General features: G+C 64.4%; 13 protein-coding genes and 1 pseudogene. 4 read left to right on the top strand and 10 right to left on the bottom strand.

Annotation, left to right across the window (positions count from 1 at the left end; all coding sequences use genetic code 11):
• Positions 1-6 precede the first annotated feature (6 nt).
• A complete protein-coding gene (locus tag E3T38_RS08520) occupies positions 7-759 on the bottom strand; it encodes a TetR/AcrR family transcriptional regulator (RefSeq protein ID WP_134547842.1) in 753 nt (250 codons plus the stop codon).
• Positions 760-889: 130 nt separating this feature from the next.
• Between E3T38_RS08520 and E3T38_RS08525 the strand changes: the two genes are divergently transcribed.
• Positions 890-6,793, top strand: a complete 5,904-nt coding sequence (locus E3T38_RS08525; protein WP_134547843.1) for a peroxidase family protein — start codon at positions 890-892, stop codon at positions 6,791-6,793.
• Positions 6,794-7,113: 320 nt separating this feature from the next.
• Here E3T38_RS08525 and E3T38_RS08530 read toward each other — a convergent pair whose 3' ends face one another.
• From E3T38_RS08530 to E3T38_RS08550, 6 genes and pseudogenes are all read right to left on the bottom strand, one after another.
• A complete protein-coding gene (locus E3T38_RS08530) occupies positions 7,114-8,469 on the bottom strand; it encodes a sensor histidine kinase (protein WP_134547844.1) in 1,356 nt (451 codons plus the stop codon).
• The gene (locus E3T38_RS08535) at positions 8,462-9,205 is read right to left on the bottom strand and encodes a response regulator transcription factor (protein WP_134547845.1); all 744 of its coding nucleotides are present in this window, start codon (positions 9,203-9,205) and stop codon (positions 8,462-8,464) included. Before E3T38_RS08535 ends, E3T38_RS08530 begins: the two co-directional genes overlap by 8 nt.
• A 159-nt stretch (positions 9,206-9,364) precedes the next feature.
• On the bottom strand, positions 9,365-10,357 hold the full coding sequence (locus E3T38_RS08540) for a BTAD domain-containing putative transcriptional regulator (protein ID WP_134547846.1): 993 nt from the start codon (positions 10,355-10,357) through the stop codon (positions 9,365-9,367).
• A 204-nt stretch (positions 10,358-10,561) separates the two neighbouring features.
• Positions 10,562-11,108 (bottom strand): annotated as a pseudogene (locus E3T38_RS08545) (phosphomethylpyrimidine synthase ThiC); the annotation flags it as partial.
• Positions 11,109-11,142: 34 nt separating this feature from the next.
• Positions 11,143-11,298, bottom strand: coding sequence for a hypothetical protein (locus E3T38_RS17480; protein WP_198417330.1), 156 nt, complete (start codon positions 11,296-11,298; stop codon positions 11,143-11,145).
• Between the two features lie 94 nt (positions 11,299-11,392).
• Complete coding sequence (locus E3T38_RS08550; RefSeq protein ID WP_134547847.1) at positions 11,393-12,259, bottom strand: response regulator transcription factor family protein; 867 nt, start codon at positions 12,257-12,259, stop codon at positions 11,393-11,395.
• 113 nt (positions 12,260-12,372) lie between these two features.
• Between E3T38_RS08550 and hxlB the strand changes: the two genes are divergently transcribed.
• The 3 genes from hxlB to E3T38_RS08565 all read left to right on the top strand — a co-directional run bounded on the left by hxlB (position 12,373) and on the right by E3T38_RS08565 (position 14,439).
• Positions 12,373-12,957 carry a 6-phospho-3-hexuloisomerase gene (hxlB, locus tag E3T38_RS08555; RefSeq protein ID WP_370449010.1) on the top strand — a complete coding sequence of 195 codons (585 nt, stop codon included), beginning with the start codon at positions 12,373-12,375 and terminating at the stop codon, positions 12,955-12,957.
• A gap of 57 nt (positions 12,958-13,014) precedes the next feature.
• Positions 13,015-13,638: a 3-hexulose-6-phosphate synthase gene (gene hxlA, locus E3T38_RS08560; RefSeq protein WP_104197223.1), complete on the top strand. Its 624-nt coding sequence runs from the start codon at positions 13,015-13,017 to the stop codon at positions 13,636-13,638.
• Between the two features lie 147 nt (positions 13,639-13,785).
• The gene (locus E3T38_RS08565; protein ID WP_134547848.1) at positions 13,786-14,439 is read left to right on the top strand and encodes a hypothetical protein; all 654 of its coding nucleotides are present in this window, start codon (positions 13,786-13,788) and stop codon (positions 14,437-14,439) included.
• Here E3T38_RS08565 and E3T38_RS08570 read toward each other — a convergent pair.
• The 3 genes from E3T38_RS08570 to E3T38_RS08580 all read right to left on the bottom strand — a co-directional run bounded on the left by E3T38_RS08570 (position 14,425) and on the right by E3T38_RS08580 (position 17,239).
• The gene (locus tag E3T38_RS08570) at positions 14,425-15,093 is read right to left on the bottom strand and encodes an HAD hydrolase-like protein (RefSeq protein ID WP_134547849.1); all 669 of its coding nucleotides are present in this window, start codon (positions 15,091-15,093) and stop codon (positions 14,425-14,427) included. The genes E3T38_RS08565 and E3T38_RS08570 overlap by 15 nt on opposite strands.
• A gap of 99 nt (positions 15,094-15,192) precedes the next feature.
• On the bottom strand, positions 15,193-15,888 hold the full coding sequence (gene nucS, locus E3T38_RS08575) for an endonuclease NucS (protein WP_104197220.1): 696 nt from the start codon (positions 15,886-15,888) through the stop codon (positions 15,193-15,195).
• A 109-nt stretch (positions 15,889-15,997) separates the two neighbouring features.
• Positions 15,998-17,239 carry an MFS transporter gene (locus tag E3T38_RS08580; RefSeq protein WP_241984372.1) on the bottom strand — a complete coding sequence of 414 codons (1,242 nt, stop codon included), beginning with the start codon at positions 17,237-17,239 and terminating at the stop codon, positions 15,998-16,000.
• Positions 17,240-17,246 lie beyond the last annotated feature (7 nt).

The following is a 17,246-nucleotide window of genomic DNA, read 5'->3' on the forward strand; positions in this document are numbered from 1 at the left end:
GAAGTGTCAAATAAATGTGGATCGAAGCCTATTCTCGATTACGCGGGCGACGTCTTCGGGCAGGGCCGAGGCGGGGAACACTGCGACTAGCAGCTCGCTGGCCGGCGGCGCCGTGTCTGTGGCCTGCGAACTCGCGGGGGGATCGAAGCGATGGCGCACCGCGTGGAGCTCGGCCGCGAGCCCGGCCGTGTCGAGCAGCTGACTCGAGTCGGCGGCGCGAATCATGCGGCGCAGTTCAAAATTGTGCGTGGCGGTGACGGCTGCAGCAAATTGAATCGTGATGACTGGGTCGACACCGAGCAGCGAGCGCCGCAGGTAAGCCGAAAATATTTTTTCGTACCGCGACACCATGACGGTTTCGCGGTCACGCAGAACGGATGTCTGGCGCACGACCAGATCGCGCACTCGCACGATCTCGAGACGCTCCCGAAACCGCTCGAATACGAGCGCGGCCGCGTCGCAGACGGCCAGCCAAGGATCATCGTGCTCGACCGCGAAGTACCTGTCGATCTGTTCCAGGAGTTCGTCGTGGTCGGCGAAGATCACGTCGTCTTTCGACCGGAACTGGCGAAAGAAGGTACTGCGGGACACTCCGGCGGCAGCGGCGATTTGAGTGGTGCTCGTGGCTTCGTAGCCCTGGGCCTGAAACAGGCGAACAGCGATGTCGGCCACGTCGACGCGGCTGCGGGCCTCCGCTAGCCGAGCGACCGGCGGGAGGATGGGGTTGGGGCGCGCGGATGCTGCGGACGGATCAGGCATTATCAGGCGAAAGTAGCACGGAATCAACGGGGGAATCAACGGGCCGTCCGACTGGCGAATGCCCAAGGTTTCCATAGGGTCTACATCGCACTCTTACAGCGTTTACTCACCCTGAAGAGATAGGTGCGTCATGAGCAGGTTCAAAATTAAAGAAATCGTGCGCAGCACCAGAGGCATAACCGGAATGCGTGGTAGTCCATCTTTGCCAGTCACTGAAAGACCCACCCATGCGCCCCAGAGCGCTTATCGCGCGACTACCCGCGTCGTCGCTGCGGGGATGGCCGTCGTGCTCTACGCCGGACTCGGACTCGGGTCCGCGATCAGTGCTAGCGCGGTCGTCGCGCCGGTCGGCCAGGGCTTTACCGTGACGACCTCGGACCTCGCCTACATTCTCAAACAGATCAAGATCGCCGAAGCCCACGTGGCCAACACCACCTCGGCTACCGGCCCGTGCGGCGCCCTCGTTGGTACCGGTGCCAATCAAATCGGCAGCCCGCTGCTCTCGCTCGGACTGCGCACCGTGGATGGTTCCTGCAACAATCTGCAGCCAGGCCAGGACCAGTTCGGTGCCGCCGACCAGGTCTTCCCGCGCCTCGCGAAGCCGACCTTCTCTCCAGCGGATGTCACTCCTTCCAGCTTCGGACCGCCAAACCCGACCTCCTACACCCAGAAGAAGGGCCTGATCTTCGACAGTGAACCGCGCACTGTCAGCAATCTGATCGTCGATCAAACCTCGACCAACCCAGCCGCCATCGCCGCCGCCGGAAACCCGGTGCGCACCCAGGGTAATGAGGGTGTCGTGGCCTGCACGACCGACCCGAGTCCGGCCGTGCCGTTCGGCGTTCCCGCGGGCTGTATCCCGTCTAATGAGACGTTGTTCATGCCGAACGTGACGACGGATGTCGGCCTGTCTCCACCGTACAACTCTTTGTTTACCCTCTTCGGCCAGTTCTTCGACCACGGTATCGACCAGACGGTCAAGGGCGGCGGCACGGTCTTCGTACCGCTCAAGGCGGATGACCCGCTGCGCGTCTCCGGCCCCGACGGCATCGCCGGCAACGGCGATGAAGTACCCGCAAGTCAGGCCTTCATGGTGCTGACTCGGGGGCAGAACCAGCCCGGCCCCGACGGCGTCACCGGTGACGACCCGACCACCGCGGCCAACGAGAGTGCCGATGATGTGCAGGACGCCCTCAACACGGATTCGCCCTGGGTCGACCAAAGCCAGACCTACACTTCGCACCCTTCGCACCAAGTATTCCTGCGCGAGTACGTGACCGAGGGTGGTCATCCCGTTGCCACCGGCAAGATGCTCGGCGGACCCGCCGGACCTTCTGCGGGCGGCATGGCCACCTGGGATACAACGAAGACCCAGGCTGCCAATGTTCTTGGTCTACTGCTGACCGATCAAGACGTGCTCAATGTGCCGATGCTCGCAGCGGATGCTTACGGCAAGTTCATTCCCGGACCCGCGCGCGGCATGCCGCAATACGCCACCGTGACCGGCCTGGTCGAGGGTGACACGGCCAATCCCGTGCCCGTTCCGGCTAACGCGCTGTATTTCAAAACCCCATTTCTGACCGACATCGCGCACAACGCGGAGCCGAAGGCTGGACTGACCCCGGACAGCAACACCACGGCCTCCGCGGACTTCGCCAACCAGCCGGCCGGGACCTACGACGATGAGATGCTCAATGCTCACTTCATCGCTGGTGACGGTCGCGTCAACGAGAACATCGGCCTGACCGCTATTCACCAGGTCTTCCACTCGGAGCATGACCGCCTGATCGGCGACATTGAGAACACCCTGACCAATGACACCTCCGCCAAGGGCATTGCAGCCCTGGCCGAGTGGAAACTGGCCAGCGGAGCGGCGGGATGGAACGGCGACCGCCTGTTTCAGGCTGCTCGCTTCGTCACCGAGATGGAGTACCAGCATCTCGTGTTCGAGGAGTTTGCGCGCAAGGTGCAGCCCGGTATCAACCCGTTCGAACCCTTCGCATTCACGCAGACCGAGATCAATCCGGCCATTACGGCTGAATTCGCTCACGCGGTGTATCGCTTCGGTCACTCCATGCTGACCGAAACCATCTCGCGTCGCAACGAGGACAAGCCCGGCACTGACGGAGTGTTCGGCACGAGTGACGACGTTCTGGGCACCCAGAACGATATCTCGCTGCTCGAAGGGTTCCTCAACCCGCCCGCCTACACCGACGGTGGACCCGATGGTCAACTGACCTCTGAAGAGGCAGCGGGCAGCGTCATCATGGGCATGAGCGACCAGGTCGGCAACGAACTCGACGAGTTCGTCACTGACACCCTGCGCAACAACCTGCTCGGTCTGCCGCTCGACCTGGCATCGGTCAATATGGCCCGTGCACGTTCGGAAGGCGTGCCGCGGTTGAACGTTTTTCGTCGCGAACTGTTCAACAAGACCAACGATGGCGCGCTCAGGCCGTACACAAACTGGATCGACTTCGGTGAAAACCTCAAGCACCCGGAATCGCTGATCAACTTCGTGGCCGCCTATGGTCAGTTCCCCACCATCACCGACGCGACCACGCTCGACGGCAAGCGTGATGCTGCCCGACTGATCGTCAGTCCCGACGCCCTGGCCGGAGAGTCTTCTCCGGACGGTGCCATGGACTTCATGAACAGCACGGGAACGTGGGTGAACTCGGGCACGCACTCGATCACCGGTCTCGACGACGTCGACCTCTGGGTCGGCGGCCTCGCTGAGATGACGACCCCGTTCGGTGGCCTGCTCGGCACGACGTTCAACTATGTGTTCGAGAAACAGATGACCGACCTGCAAAACGGAGACCGGTTGTATTACCTCGCCCGCACGCCCGGCATGAACCTCCGCACCCAGTTGGAGGGCAACTCGTTCGCCGAACTCATGATGCGCAACACCACGGCGCACACCCTCAAGGCCGACCCCTTCGCCACGGCCGACTGCAAGTTCGAGCTGAAAAACCTGGCGGGAACCGTCGCAGGGTTCGCGGCTTCGGGCAACACTGTCGCGAACGATCCGCAATCCGAGTGTAATGAGACGGCGCTTCTGATTCGCATGCCCGACGGCACGATCAAGTACCGTGCCCGCAACACGGTCGACCCTGCCGGAATCAACGGGCAGGCCGTCTACAACGGTACGGGCCAGGTGGATCGGATCTACGGCGGCAACGACAACGACACCTACTGGGGTGGTCTCGGTAACGACGTCATCGAGGGCGGAGGCGGTGCCGATGTGGCTCTCGGCGGTGAAGGCAGTGACATCATCACCGACGTCGCCGGAGACGATGTGCCCAAGGGCGGTCCTGGCAACGACGCGATCGATGCCGGCCCCGGGCTCGACATCATTATGGGTGGCGAAGGCAAGGACTTCACGAACGGGGGAGCCAATGCCAACACAACCTTCGGAGGCGCCGATGACGACTTCATCTTGCTCGGTGAAAGCCTGGACGCAGCCTTCGGTGACGGTGGCGACGACTGGGAAGAGGGCGGCAATCAGCCGGACCTCATGATCGGAGACAGCAGCAACCTGTTCTTCCTGGACGACTCACAGAAGCCCGGGAACGACTTCATGATCGGGCAGGGCGGCGACGACGACTACGACATGGAGGGCGGCGACGACATTGGCGTCGGTGGCCCCGGCATTGAAAAGGTTGCCGGCGGTTCCGGCTACGACTGGATGATCGGCCAGGGTGACCCCCAGGCGCAGGACTCCGATCTGTCTCTACCGATCGCTCCGCTGGACATCCTGCAGGTCGGCGTACGCGACAAGTACAACGAAGTCGAGGCACTCTCGGGCTGGAAGCTGAATGACACTCTCCGCGGTGACGACCTGGTTCCCAGCGCCGTGGGCGGCGGCGGCTTTATCGGCTGTGACGTTGTGGACCAAGCCGGAGTAGACCGCATCGCGGGCCTCGACGCGCTGATTCCAGAATTCACGACCACGCTGGCATCGGTAGTCGCACAGTCGGCACAGGGCGACTGCCCGATCCTGACCGGCCCGAACGTCTGGGGCGCCGGCAACGTGCTCCTCGGCGGCGCGGGCAGCGACCTGATCGAGGGACGAGGAGCCGATGACATCATTGACGGTGACGCGTACCTCAGCCTGCGACTGAGCGTTCGGACCAACCCGAGCGACCCGGCGACGGAGATCGGCAGTGCCAGCATCACCGGCACGAACCAGAGTGCAATGGCCAGCCAGTACCTCTCCGACGGCGCCGGGGGATTCTTCGGTCCGACCCTGCAGCAAGCTGTCTTCGCTGGCTCGGTCGACCCGGGTGACATCGTGGCGGTACGCGAGATCCTCTATGGATCTGGGGGCATCGACACGGCACGGTTCTCTGGACTGACCAGCGACTATGCGATCACCACCACCGGTGGCGATGGCACGCTCGGCTCGGCCGGATCGACCACGACCGTGCTCGACAACCGCGGCACCGACGGTACCGACACCCTGCGCAACATCGAACGCCTGCAGTTCAGTGACACCGTGGCCCCGGGAACCCCCACCACAGTCTCTGCGGTCGCCGGAAACGGTCAGGCGACTGTCGACTGGGTACCCGCCACGACCGGCATCCCCACCAGCTTCTCGGTGAAGGTGCTCGATTCGGCCGGAGTCCAGGTGGACGCGCTGCGTCCCGCACCGGGAACCGCCATCAACCTTGTTGTCACCGGGTTGACCAACGGTTCCAGCTACACCTTCCAGGTATCGGCGACCAACGCGGAAGGAACAAGCGCATTCTCGGCTTCGTCCAACGCGGTGACACCGTCGGCGCCGGTCGTGCAGGTCGTGCCCGGCGCACCAACGATCGGTACCTCGGTCGCTGGCAATGCCCAGGTCACCGTGAACTGGCTGGCACCGGGCGCGGTTCCCAACGCCCCGCCGGTCACCGGCTACGTCGTTCGCACCTTCATCGGAGCGGGCGCGACGGCTACCGGTACCACGACGGTGGCTGATGTCACGAGCACGGTGATCGGGTCGCTAATCAACGGAACCGGCTACACCTTCGATGTCGCCGCGATCAACGAGGTCGGGACCGGAGCGCCCTCGGCTCGGTCGGTGGTCGTCACACCGACCGCGCCGGTTGTACAGGTGGTCGCGGGAGCTCCGACGATCGGAAGTTCGGTCGCGGGGAATGCGTCGGTCACCGTGAACTGGGCTGCCCCGGCACCGGTCGCCAATGTGGCACCGATCACGGGCTACCAGGTTCGCACCTTCATCGGTGCCGGCGCCACGGCCACGGGCACCACAACGGTGGCGAACGTGACCGCCGCGGTGATCGGGTCACTGACGAACGGAACCGGGTACACCTTCGATGTCGCTGCGATCAACGAGGTCGGTACCGGAGCAGCCTCGGCTCGCTCGATTGTCGTCACGCCACGCACGGAGTTCGTGCTGCCGACCGTGACAACGCGCACCCCGGCATCGGGTACTCGTTCGGTCAGCCAGACCGGCAACCTGACGGCAACGTTCAGCGAACCGGTCACGGGCGTCAGCCGCACGACGTTCGTGCTCCGGCTGGGTACCACGGCGGTCTCTGCTTCGGTGTCGTACAACGCCACGACTCAGGTCGCGACGCTGAACCCGAGCGCGACCCTGCTCGCCGATCGCACCTACACGGCCACCCTCTCGGGTATCCGTGACGTGGCGGGCAACACGATGGTGGCTAGCTCGTGGACCTTCATCACAGGCCCGGCTCCGAGGATCCTTAATAGGACTCCCGCACCCGGAGCTGTCGCGGTACGCCGAAACGCCAACGTCATCACAACCTTCAGTGAAGACATCACCGGAGTCAACGCCACCACGGTTCGTATTACGCGGGTCTCCACCGGGGCGGTCGTCACATCGGCGGCAGCGTTCAATGCCACCACCAACGTGTTGACCATCAATCCCTCGGTGAGCCTCAGCTCCAACGTTCAATACCGGGTAACAATTACCGGCGGCAACACGGGCGTTCGGGACCTGGCGGGTAACCCCCTGGTGACGAGTACGTGGACCTTCACGACCGGCGCAGCGCTCTAACCGACCACCAGCAACAACTCGAAGCCGGCCGGCGATTGGATCTCAGTCGCCGGCCGGCTTTCTCCATGTTCTGCAGTACAACGAACATCAGTGGAAAGCCTTGAGGAGATGTCATGACATCAGGCAGGGACGCTCTCCAGCGGGGCGCATTCCGTATGCTTGGTCTGGTCGGAATGGATGATCTCGGTGACTATGGCAGTTTGATCGGTGCCGGAACGCCGGGTGGAGGCGGCGTGGACATGGCCACAGAGCCCGAGCCGCTCGAGGTAGCCGTCGCTGGTCGGGGTCACGCTTTCTACGAGCCAGCGCCGGGCAGTCGACTAACGCGCGCGAACCGGAACTGCACGATCGAGAGTAGCCATGACGGAGGTACCGCGGCCTGCCCAGGAGCGAACCTCAAGCGAGCCGCCGGCAACATGGACGGTGTCGCGCATGATGCGCAGGCCCAGATGGTTGCCTGGGGGATCGGCACTCAAATCAAAGCCGCAGCCGTTGTCATGAATGAGCAAGATGGTGCGATCATCGTCTTGCATCAGGGTGAGCTCGAGAATGCCGGCCTTGGCATGTTTAACAGTGTTGGCGAGCACCTCCCTGGCCACCCGATAGAACATCGCTGACCGGTCGCGGTCAAGGTTACAACTGGAGGGCACGTGTAGCTTCACCTGAATTCCCTGCTCGAGCAGCGGGGCGGTGAGGCGGGCCAGTGCTTCGGGCAGCCCAAGTTCTTCCAGGTCGGGGGGATAAAGTTCGGTCGTCATGGCCCGGAGGGTGCGCACGTTCTTCTGGAGGATGGCTCTAGCCTGGCTGAACAATGGACGATTCTCGGGCGAGCAGTGCATTTCCTCGGCCTCGAGGGCATAAGACAAACCGGCCAGATCTTGGATGACTTCGTCGTGCAGGTCGCGCGCGATACGCTGGCGTTCGAGATCGGAAGCGTCGATCGCGTGCTGCAACAATTCACGCTTGGTCGATTGATGCTTTTGGATGCGGCGAGCCAGTTGCACCGCCGGAACGAGCTGGGCAAGTTGCAGGGCACCCAGCGCAAGCAGGAACGCCGGGATGAGCCCGAACAGAACGGAATCCTGTTCCTGACGCACGCCATCGTCGTTGAAGTAAGCCTCAAGAATGAACGTTTCGCCGGTGGCGGCGATTGTCCGCACGTAGACCTCGACGAGTTCGCCCGAATTGGATTCATACCGGTCATCGGGAGCTGTCTGCGTCTCCAGAGTGGCCCGCCCCTTGCCATCGGCCAGCAATTCGGGGGCCCAGCTGGGCAGGGAGAAGGTCTGACCGATCAACAACGGCAGATCGGAGTAGACGATGGTGCCGCTGGTATTCCACACCTTGACGCGCACCATAGAACCGTCGGCGATGCGCGGAGCCAGCCGTTCGTCGAGCTGCCGACGCGCACCGGGGTCGCCGGCAATGACGGCATCGGTGATGAGCGGCCCGATCGAATAGTCGGCCAGCCGCTGGGTGAGCAGCACCGCATTGGCCATGGCATTGTGTGCGGACTGCGCGCGCACCCAGAGCGCCACCGGCACGGCGACCAGCACCATCGCGATGAGTCCCATGAGTAGAAATCGCTGCACCGCGGCGCGAACCCCGGAGTATTCGGCGGCCTGAGCGTCGTCGTGCCAATTGGGCAGTGACGAGCCCGGCCGCCGTTTAGACATGCTGGGCCGGTACCAAGCCGAGTCTGGTCGCGATCACGACGGCCTCCAATTGCGAGTGTGCGCCGAGCTTGCCCAGGATTGCCTTGACATAGCCACGGCAGGTGTTCTCCGAGATGCCTAGAACTTTGGCGTTGGCGCGCACGTCGGAGCCCTCGCCCATGAGCCGAAGCACGGCGAGCTCGCGCTTGGTCAGCTCGGGAAAGGGGATCTCTTCGCTGCGCTTACGGTGCCGGGCGCTGAGCAGCCCGACGAGGGATGGGTGCACGATGAAGCCACCGTTGCGCGCGTGCCGCAGGGTGTCAAGCACCGTCGCGAGCGATCCGTCCTTGGGCAGGAACGCGCACACTCCGATTGCGGCGGCCTGTTCAAGCGCCTCGAGGGCAGGGTCGCCTGTGAGGATGACAATTCGCGTGTGAGGCGCTCGGGCGAGGATCGCCGCGGCCGCGACGAGGCCGCTGCCGTCGGGCAGGTGGTAGTCCATGACGACAACGTCGGGGACCAGCTCTAAACAGGCGGCGATGCCGCTGGCCACGCTGTTGGCCGAACCTACGCTGCACAAATCGGCTTCGCGATTGAGGGACCCGGTGAGCAGTTCGGCGAACGTCGTGTGGTCATCGACGATGAGTATGCGGATTTGTCCCGTCGTCGTTTCAACCACAGGGATGGCACCGGTCAGGGATGCGGTAGCGGTAGTCCCCTGCGCGCTGGGTTCGATCGGAGACATCTGCGCGGTCATTTGCGGGGACCTCTCTGCCCGTTCGTGAGCTTGCGTGCCGTGGGAGAACGAAGTGCTTTTCCACTCGACGCAGTTAGTATCAGGAGAAGCGCAGTTTTTGTCGAGGGCTTACTCTTTGCCCCCCCATATGGTAGGTCGGCGCGCGCAGGTGCGGCCAGCTCAAGCGTGAGCGACGACGCGTCGCAGAAATGACGTGACAACATCAGTAGCCTCCCGGAGGGAATCCTCGACCGGTTCTGGGCGAGGATGATTGGTGGCGGCACGGCGCAAGGCCGAGCCGCTGGTGGATGACACTCGGAGTTGGTCGTGCAGCGTGATCAGGGCGGAGAGCACGTCGGCCAGGTCGCCGTGCTCATCAGCTGTCGCATGCAGTAGCCGCAGCTGGGCGGCGCGCAGAATCGGGCCGGGAGCGCAGCCCAACTCGTCTTGCATGGCACGACGACACCGGTGATAGGCCTGAAGCCCTTCGGCGTGACGCCCGCTGGTCTCTAATCCCAGGATGAGGGCCGTCCATGCCCGCTCGTTCAGTGGTTCGTCGATCAGCGCGAGATTCGCGAAGACGAGGGCGTCATCGATGCGGTGCAAGACGGCGGCGATTTCCGAGGTGAGAATGCGAGCGCTGGTTAAGCGAGCGGCGTGTAGGTTTCGGGCTTCTGACGCCCAGGCCGGAATGAGCTCGTCGCCGAGAAGCGGTGCGTCGGCGAGGTCCAACGCCCGCAACAATAGAGGGTAGGCGAGGGTGGGTTCGGTCCTCTGCGCTCGCTGCAACAGTGCGTCGAACTGGTCCAGGTCGACGTCGACCAGGTCACGGTCCAGTACGTAGCCGCCAGTGGTGGTTTTTAGCGGACCGAATTTTCCCGCGCCCGGCTGCAGATGCCGGCGCAGAACGCTCACGTAGCTTTCGAGGGTGGGCAGTGCCTCGACCGGAGCATTCGCGCCCCAGAGCATTTCAATGAGGCGGTCTTTGGAAACGGGCAGCCCGAGGTGAACGAGCAGAATTTCGAAGATCTGGCGGGGTTTGGGTCCGCCTAGCTGGTGAGCGTGCAGTACGGTCGGCCCCCGTCGAACGCTGAGGTTTCCAAACACATGCACGTTCAGGTGGATCATGGTTGTCGCGGTTGGCTTTTTTCGTATGTCGAATCCGGTTGTCATTACGACCTCCACTGTTGGAATACGACCATGGTGCCCGCTTGCCGATGGGCGGGGTAGCCGCGTGTGGAGTAGACGTTTACCCCCAATTTGAGGGAGGTTTTCTCAGAGCGCCGTGTGGTTCCCGGTTCCACGAGATAACTGTGCCCCGATGAGCCCGAGCAGCATGCGCACGCGGAGGCGGAGGCGGATGCACGTGCTCTTGCAAAGAAAGCTTGCTTGGTGGTGGGCCAGGCACCAGGCGACCATGATCGGGCCGCCGCGCGAGACGATTCCGGTGACCCGGTCGGCGGTGAGTGGCATTTAGCGCAGCAACACGCCGGCGTGCACGGTCATGTAGTCGACGCCCTCCTCGCACTGCTCGATCACGGTGTCGCGGTAGATCTCCCAGGTCAGCAGTGCCGGGTCGCCGTTGACCTTCTCGACCGCTTGGTAAAGCGGAACGGTACCCACCGGAATAGGCGAGTTGCGCAGAATCCACTTTCGCGTGAGGTGGATGTCCTTTCCCATCGAGAGATCCATCAGGGTGTCAGCACCCCAGCGGGCGGCCCAGACCATCTTCTCTACCTCTTCGGCGATTGACGAGGTAACGGCCGAATTACCGATGTTGGCGTTGATTTTCACGGTGAAGGCCTTGCCGATGATCATCGGCTCGCTTTCGGGATTCTTACGGTTGGCCGGAAATGACCACCCGACCGCACGCCACTTCGTCGCGCACGAGCTCGACTGAAACGCCCTCGCGGGCGGCGATGTAGGCGCGCCGCCCCATCGATGGGCACCGGATGCTCCTACCCGACCCGCGTCGGCGGCAGTCCCTTCTCGAGATCAATGGTGGCCGTGTCGTCGGTGTACAGGCCTGAAGTACGGTCGACGGCCCTGGCCGTCCTCCCAACTCGCTGGTGCGCGCTTCCGTGGTGGTGTGTGTCTTCCGGCTCGATCACCATAATGCTGATCGCGGCGCCAGATACGGGTGGGCGCGCCAGTTTCAGAGCGCGCGAGGAGCGATAGCTGGCGCGGTGAACGAGCGCGGGGTACCGCTCATCGAGCGAGAGCGGCCAACTCGGCGCGGGTCGAGGCGCCCACCTTACGCAGCAGATTGGCCACGTGAAACTTCACGGTATTCTCGCTAATAGTCAGCGCCTCGGCGATCGCTTTGTTGCGTGCGCCAGACGCCACGAGCTCGAGCACGCCGCGTTCGCGCGGGCTGAGCCCCCAGGTCGCAGCGGCAGAAACGGATGCCGTGGGCGCGTCGAGCGGAAGTGACACGGCCAGCTCGGACCCCCAGCCGGCGGTCCCCTCGACGTTCAAGGTGCCGCTGAGCGCGACGACACGGGCGGCGAGCTGACGCACACTGGGAACCTCCCCGTTGAGATCGCCCGGTCCGTCGTCGCGAATGCGAATGAGCAGGTTGCTGCCGTCGCAGTCCCATTGCACACGAACCCGGGCGACCCCGGCCTGCTCGACCAGGGCGAGCACGGCGCCGCGCACGATGGCGCGGGCTTCGTGGGCGACCTCACCGGGAAGGGCGCGCCCATTCACCGGTGGCTCGATGAACTGTACGTCGAGGTCGCCGAAACGTACGAGCGGGCGTAGATCGTCGCGCAGGCGTTCGAAGGCCTGGGCGACGGGTTCCTCGGTAAGGCTGCGATCGAGGTCACTCACCGCGCGCAGTGCGACCATCGCCGCGGCGGCCAGCTCGGTGGCTTTCTGGCGGGCGGCCGTGTCACTCGTGCTTTTCGAGCGCAGCACGGCTAGCAGGGTTTCCAGCGTGGTTGCGTGCGCGTCGGTTAGGTCGGCGATGAGTTTGGAGCGTTCGGCCGCCGCGGTGCGCGAGGTCTGCGCGGTCTGCCCGGAGGAACCGGCAGCGGGGGTGCCGGGCTCTCGGGAGGTTGCGAGGATCGTCATAGGCCCAGCCTACCCGGGCCATCACTGATGCCCGCCCATAGCTATCCGTTTGGATAGTTAAACCGTCCTTTTGGTGGGCAGCACTCCCGCTCGAAGGAGTGGAGTATTGACCCATGACCGAAATGACAACCACCCCCTCTGCAGCGGATGCTCTTGGCCTCATTTTTGCCGAGAACAGTCACGTCGTGAACGCGCTGCGGTCTGCATCCGCTTCCTCGCTCGACGAGGCGGCCACCGCACTCGCTGCGGCTCCCCGCATATTCGTGCTGGGTGCCGGTCGCTCCGGACTCGCGCTGAAGATGACCGCCATGCGGCTGATGCATCTCGGACTCGACGTGCACGTTGTCGGCGAGGTGACCAGCCCGGCGATCGCTTCTGGCGACCTGTTGCTGGTCGCGAGTGGCTCCGGGACGACGGGCGCCATTGTGCGGGCCGCCGAGACGGCGCAGAGTGTGGGCGCGAACATTCTCGCGCTCACCACGGCTCCCGAGTCGCCGCTCGGGCGCCTCGCTGCGGTGACCGTGGTCATTCCGGCCGCGGCCAAGCAGGACCATGGCGGACAGGTGTCGGCCCAGTATTCGGGCGGTTTGTTCGAGCAGGCCGTGTTGCTTGTTGGCGATGCCCTGTTTCACACGCTCTGGCAAGCGAGCGGGGCCACGGCCGAACAGCTCTGGCCGCGTCACGCCAACCTCGAATAGGGCGCGAACCCTTCCAAAAACTTTCCACTCTTCGTCACTAAAAGAAAGCAGAAACCCATGAAGCTCCAGGTAGCAATGGACGTATTGACCACCGAAGCAGCACTCAAGCTGGCTGCCCAGGTTGCCCCGCACGTCGACATCATCGAGCTCGGCACCCCGCTGATCAAGGCAGAGGGCCTGCGCGCCGTCACCGCGATCAAGGCTGCGCACCCCGACAAGATCGTCTTCGCCGACCTCAAGACGATGGATGCCGGCGAGCTCGAAGCCGACATCGCGTTCGCCGCCGGCGCCGACCTCGTGACCGTGCTCGGCACGGCTGGTGACAGCACCATCATCGGAGCCGTCGCCGCCGCGACCAAGCACGGCAAGGGCATCGTCGTCGACCTCATCGGCGTCGCCGACAAGGTCACCCGTGCCCGCGAGGTCACCGCGCTCGGCGCGCAGTTCGTAGAGATGCACGCCGGTCTCGACGAGCAGGCCGAGCCCGGCTTCTCGCTCGCAACACTGCTCAACCAGGGCGAGACCGCCAAGGTTCCCTTCTCCCTCGCGGGTGGCGTGAACCTGTCGACCATCTCTTCGGTACAGCGCGCCGGAGCAACGGTCGCCGTTGCCGGCGGAGCAATCTATGGCGCCGAGGACCCGGCCGCTGCTGCTGCCGCCCTGCGCGCCGCGATCATCTAGTCCCAGCGTTTAATCTGGTGCCGTCCCGCGTCTGCGGGGCGGCACTGCCGCGTTAAGCGGAGGTCCACACCCGCCTTCAAACCCGGACGGGGCCCGGGCCCCGTCCGGAGACGAACCGGCGCACCGACGAACCGGCGCAATGCACTCGTGCGCAACACGCGCGGTGAAGCGAACGGGCGCCGCCGTTGGCCGCAGGAGATCGACCCGCTGATCGAACTCGGTCAGGAAAACCTCGACGACATTGAGCTGGCGGTGGCCGACCTCGGACTTGACTGCCAGTTTGAACGCACCGGAACCATCGAGCTGGCGATCGAGGAACACCAGGTTCAGTGGCTGCACGAGGAGAACACCGACGAGAATACGGTGTTTCTCGATGCGACGGCCGTGCAGGCTGAGGTAGCCTCGTCGACCTATCTGGCCGGGGTACGGTTCCGCCACAAATGCGCCGGTGCCATCGACACCTCAACCCGGTTTTGCGCCTTTTTCGGGCAAAATCGTGGCGGGCGCATCAGCTACGCCGCGGGATTCACCGGTCTTGGCGGCGGCGCGGCGCACTTCGCCGCCCGGGTAGTACTCGACCAGCTGGCCGGCCGCACCAGAGAACGCACTGAACTGGCTATGGTGCGGGGGCGTCCTTTTTCGTTTCCGCCAAGCCGATCGCATCCGCTGGAATTCAGGCCACCCGGTGGGCGCTCAACCGCACCGACCACAACCGGGGAAAACGTAATTCGCTACTCAAGAGCTTCGACGCGCGGAGGCTCGGCTTCGACTCCTAGGCGCGAGGTCTCAGCCCAGCAGTAACCGACCCAGCTGGTCGGACGAATACACCACAGCTGTCGCGGCTGCGGCTTCGGCGGGAGAGCCGTAGCCCCACTCCACGAGAATGGCGGGAATGCCGTTGGCCTGGGCGCCGATGGCGTCGTAGCTGCGGTCGCCGACCATGACGGCGCCGCTGGTGTCGACGCCGGCCGCAGCGAGACGGGTCAGGGCCTCGGCGACGATGTCGGACTTGTGGCTGCGGGTCTCGTCAGCGGAGGCACCGACCGTTGCCGTGAAGTACTTCGCAAGATCGAAGTGCGTGAGAATGGCGATCGCACTCAGCTCGGGCTTGCTGGTGGCCAGGGCGAGGGGGATGCCCGCCGCGTGGATGCGCTCGAGCAGGCCCGCGATGCCGGGAAAGACAGCTGTATCCAGTGCGGCGGCACCGTGGTACTCGGCCCGGTAGACCGCGATGGCCTCGTGGGCTTCGTCTGGGGTCATGCCCGCGTATTCTTGGAAGGCGTCGAGCATGGGCGGGCCCACGTAGGCGAGCAGTTCGGCAGCCGAGGGAACGGGGCGGCCGAGCAACGTGAAGGTGCGGGCCAGAGAGCTGGTGATAGCCGGGGCGGAATCGGTGATGGTTCCGTCGAGGTCGAAGAGGATGGCGCTCCAGGTGCGCGTTAGAGTGGGATTCACTTAAAATAGCCTAGGTGATCACCGCGTAGTTACCCCATTTACCCATTTTTTCTCAGCTTTTGCCCGGTTAGTGTGTGTCGGCTGGGGCTGCGCGGCGAGTTAGAAGAGCTTCGAGGCCGTGTCGTCGAGTCCACGCATGGCGTCGTAGTCGAGCAGCAGGCAGCGAATACCGCGATCTTCGGCCAGCCTGCGGGCCTGCGGCTTGATCGTCTGCGCGGCGAAAACCCCGCTGACCGGCGCCAAATGCGGGTCACGGTTCATCAATTCGAGGTAGCGGGTGAGCTGTTCGACGCCGTCGATGTCACCGTTGCGCTTGAGTTCGACTGCGACCGATCGGCCGCTCGCGTCCTGCGCGAGAATATCGACGGGCCCGATCGCTGTCATGTATTCGCGGCGCACACAGGTGAAGCCCTCACCGAGGAGATGGATATGCTCGGCCAGCAACTTCTGCAGGTGCGATTCAGCGCCGTCCTTGATCAGGCCGGGGTCGATGCCAAGCTCGTGCGCGGAGTCGTGCTGAACGTCGTAGACACTGACCACGAGTTGGTCGGCGGTCTTGGCGTGGGTGACCGTCCAGAGGGCGGTGATGCCGGCATCCGCTTGATCACTGTCGGGTTCGGAGATGGTGACCGAACAGGGCGGGCTCATCCAGTTGAGCGGCTTGTAGGAGCCGCCGTCGGAGTGCACGAGCACACTCCCGTCGGACTTGATCATCAGCAGGCGGGTGGCCAGCGGCAGATGCGCACTGAGGCGCCCGGCATAGTCAACGGAGCATTTCGCAATTACAAGGCGCACTGAACGAGTTTACGGCCTCAGGTCGTTCGTGACAGTCCGGGTCTGGTCATCGGTCCAGCTTGGTGACCCGCACGCGCGGCCGCCAGTTGGTTTATTGGGAGACGCTCGGTCAAACCGGGGCGGATGCCGCCGGCCGCGCAGCCGGAGCCGCCAGCCCGGCCAGTACCATCAGCGCCAAGATCAGGTATAGGGCATTGAGGATACCCCAGGCCTCGCCGAGCAGGCCGAGCACGGGAGGCCCGACCAGGAAGGCGAAGTAGCCGATGATGGCAACGGCACTCACCCGGGCCGCGGCGTTCTTGGTGTCGTCGGCGGCCGCGGACATGCCCACCGGAAAGCCGAGGGACGCGCCGATGCCCCAGAGAATCGTGCCCGCGATCACGAGCGGAGTGTTCGGCGCGAGGATGAACAGCGCGAGCCCCGCAATGCCGATTCCCGCGCAGGCTCGCAATACGAGAACCCGGCCAAAGCGATCGAGCACGGGCCCGCCAATGACGCGCCCCACGGTCATCGCGGCCACGAACACGCCGAAGACGATTGCACCGTCGGTGTTGCTGAGGCCGTGACCATCGACCGAGGCGAGGGCGAGCCAGTCGTTGGCCGAGCCCTCGGCAAAGGTCATGCCGAGCACGATGACGCCGATCAGAAGCAGTTTACGGTCGCGCCAAACGGCGAGACTATCCTGCAGGCGGTTGCGCCAGGCTGGTGTGGGGGCATCCGCTTCAGTGTTGTTGACGGGCGCCGGAAGAAAACGCACGGCCACGACGATCGTGCTCAGAACGAGCACCGCCACGATCATCAGGTGCCAGAACACCGAAACCTGCCAAGCGGATGCGGCGGCGCCACCGAGTGCGCCGACCACCGTGCCGAGGCTGAAGCAGGCGTGCATGAGCGGCATGAGCGTGCGGCCGATGGCACGTTCAGCTGCGGCGCCCTCGACGTTCATCATGACGTCGACGGACCCCATGCCGATTCCGAAGACGGCGAGGGCGGCGAACACGAACGGGGCCGAGGGCACGACGCTGACACCGACGCCCATGAGCACGAGCCCGGAGGCCGACAACGAGACGCTGAGCAGCATGGACCGGCGGGCGCCGAGGCGATTGAGCAGGCCCGAGGCGATCAACAGGCCGATGACCGAGCCGGCGGAGAGTCCAAAGATGAGCAGGCCGACCTGAGCGGTGTCGAGCCCGAGGCCGTCGCGCACGGCGGGAACCCGCGACATCCAGCTGGCGAGGCCGAGGCCCGACACAAAGAACGCCGCGAATACGGCATTTCGCCAACCGAGCAGGGCGGGGCGCACAACGCCGACGGCGTCAAGAGCGACGCTGGAATCAACGGGGTTAGCCACACTAGGC

The sequence above is a fragment of the Cryobacterium sp. Hb1 genome (assembly GCF_004403585.1).
Lineage (GTDB): Bacteria > Actinomycetota > Actinomycetes > Actinomycetales > Microbacteriaceae > Cryobacterium > Cryobacterium lyxosi.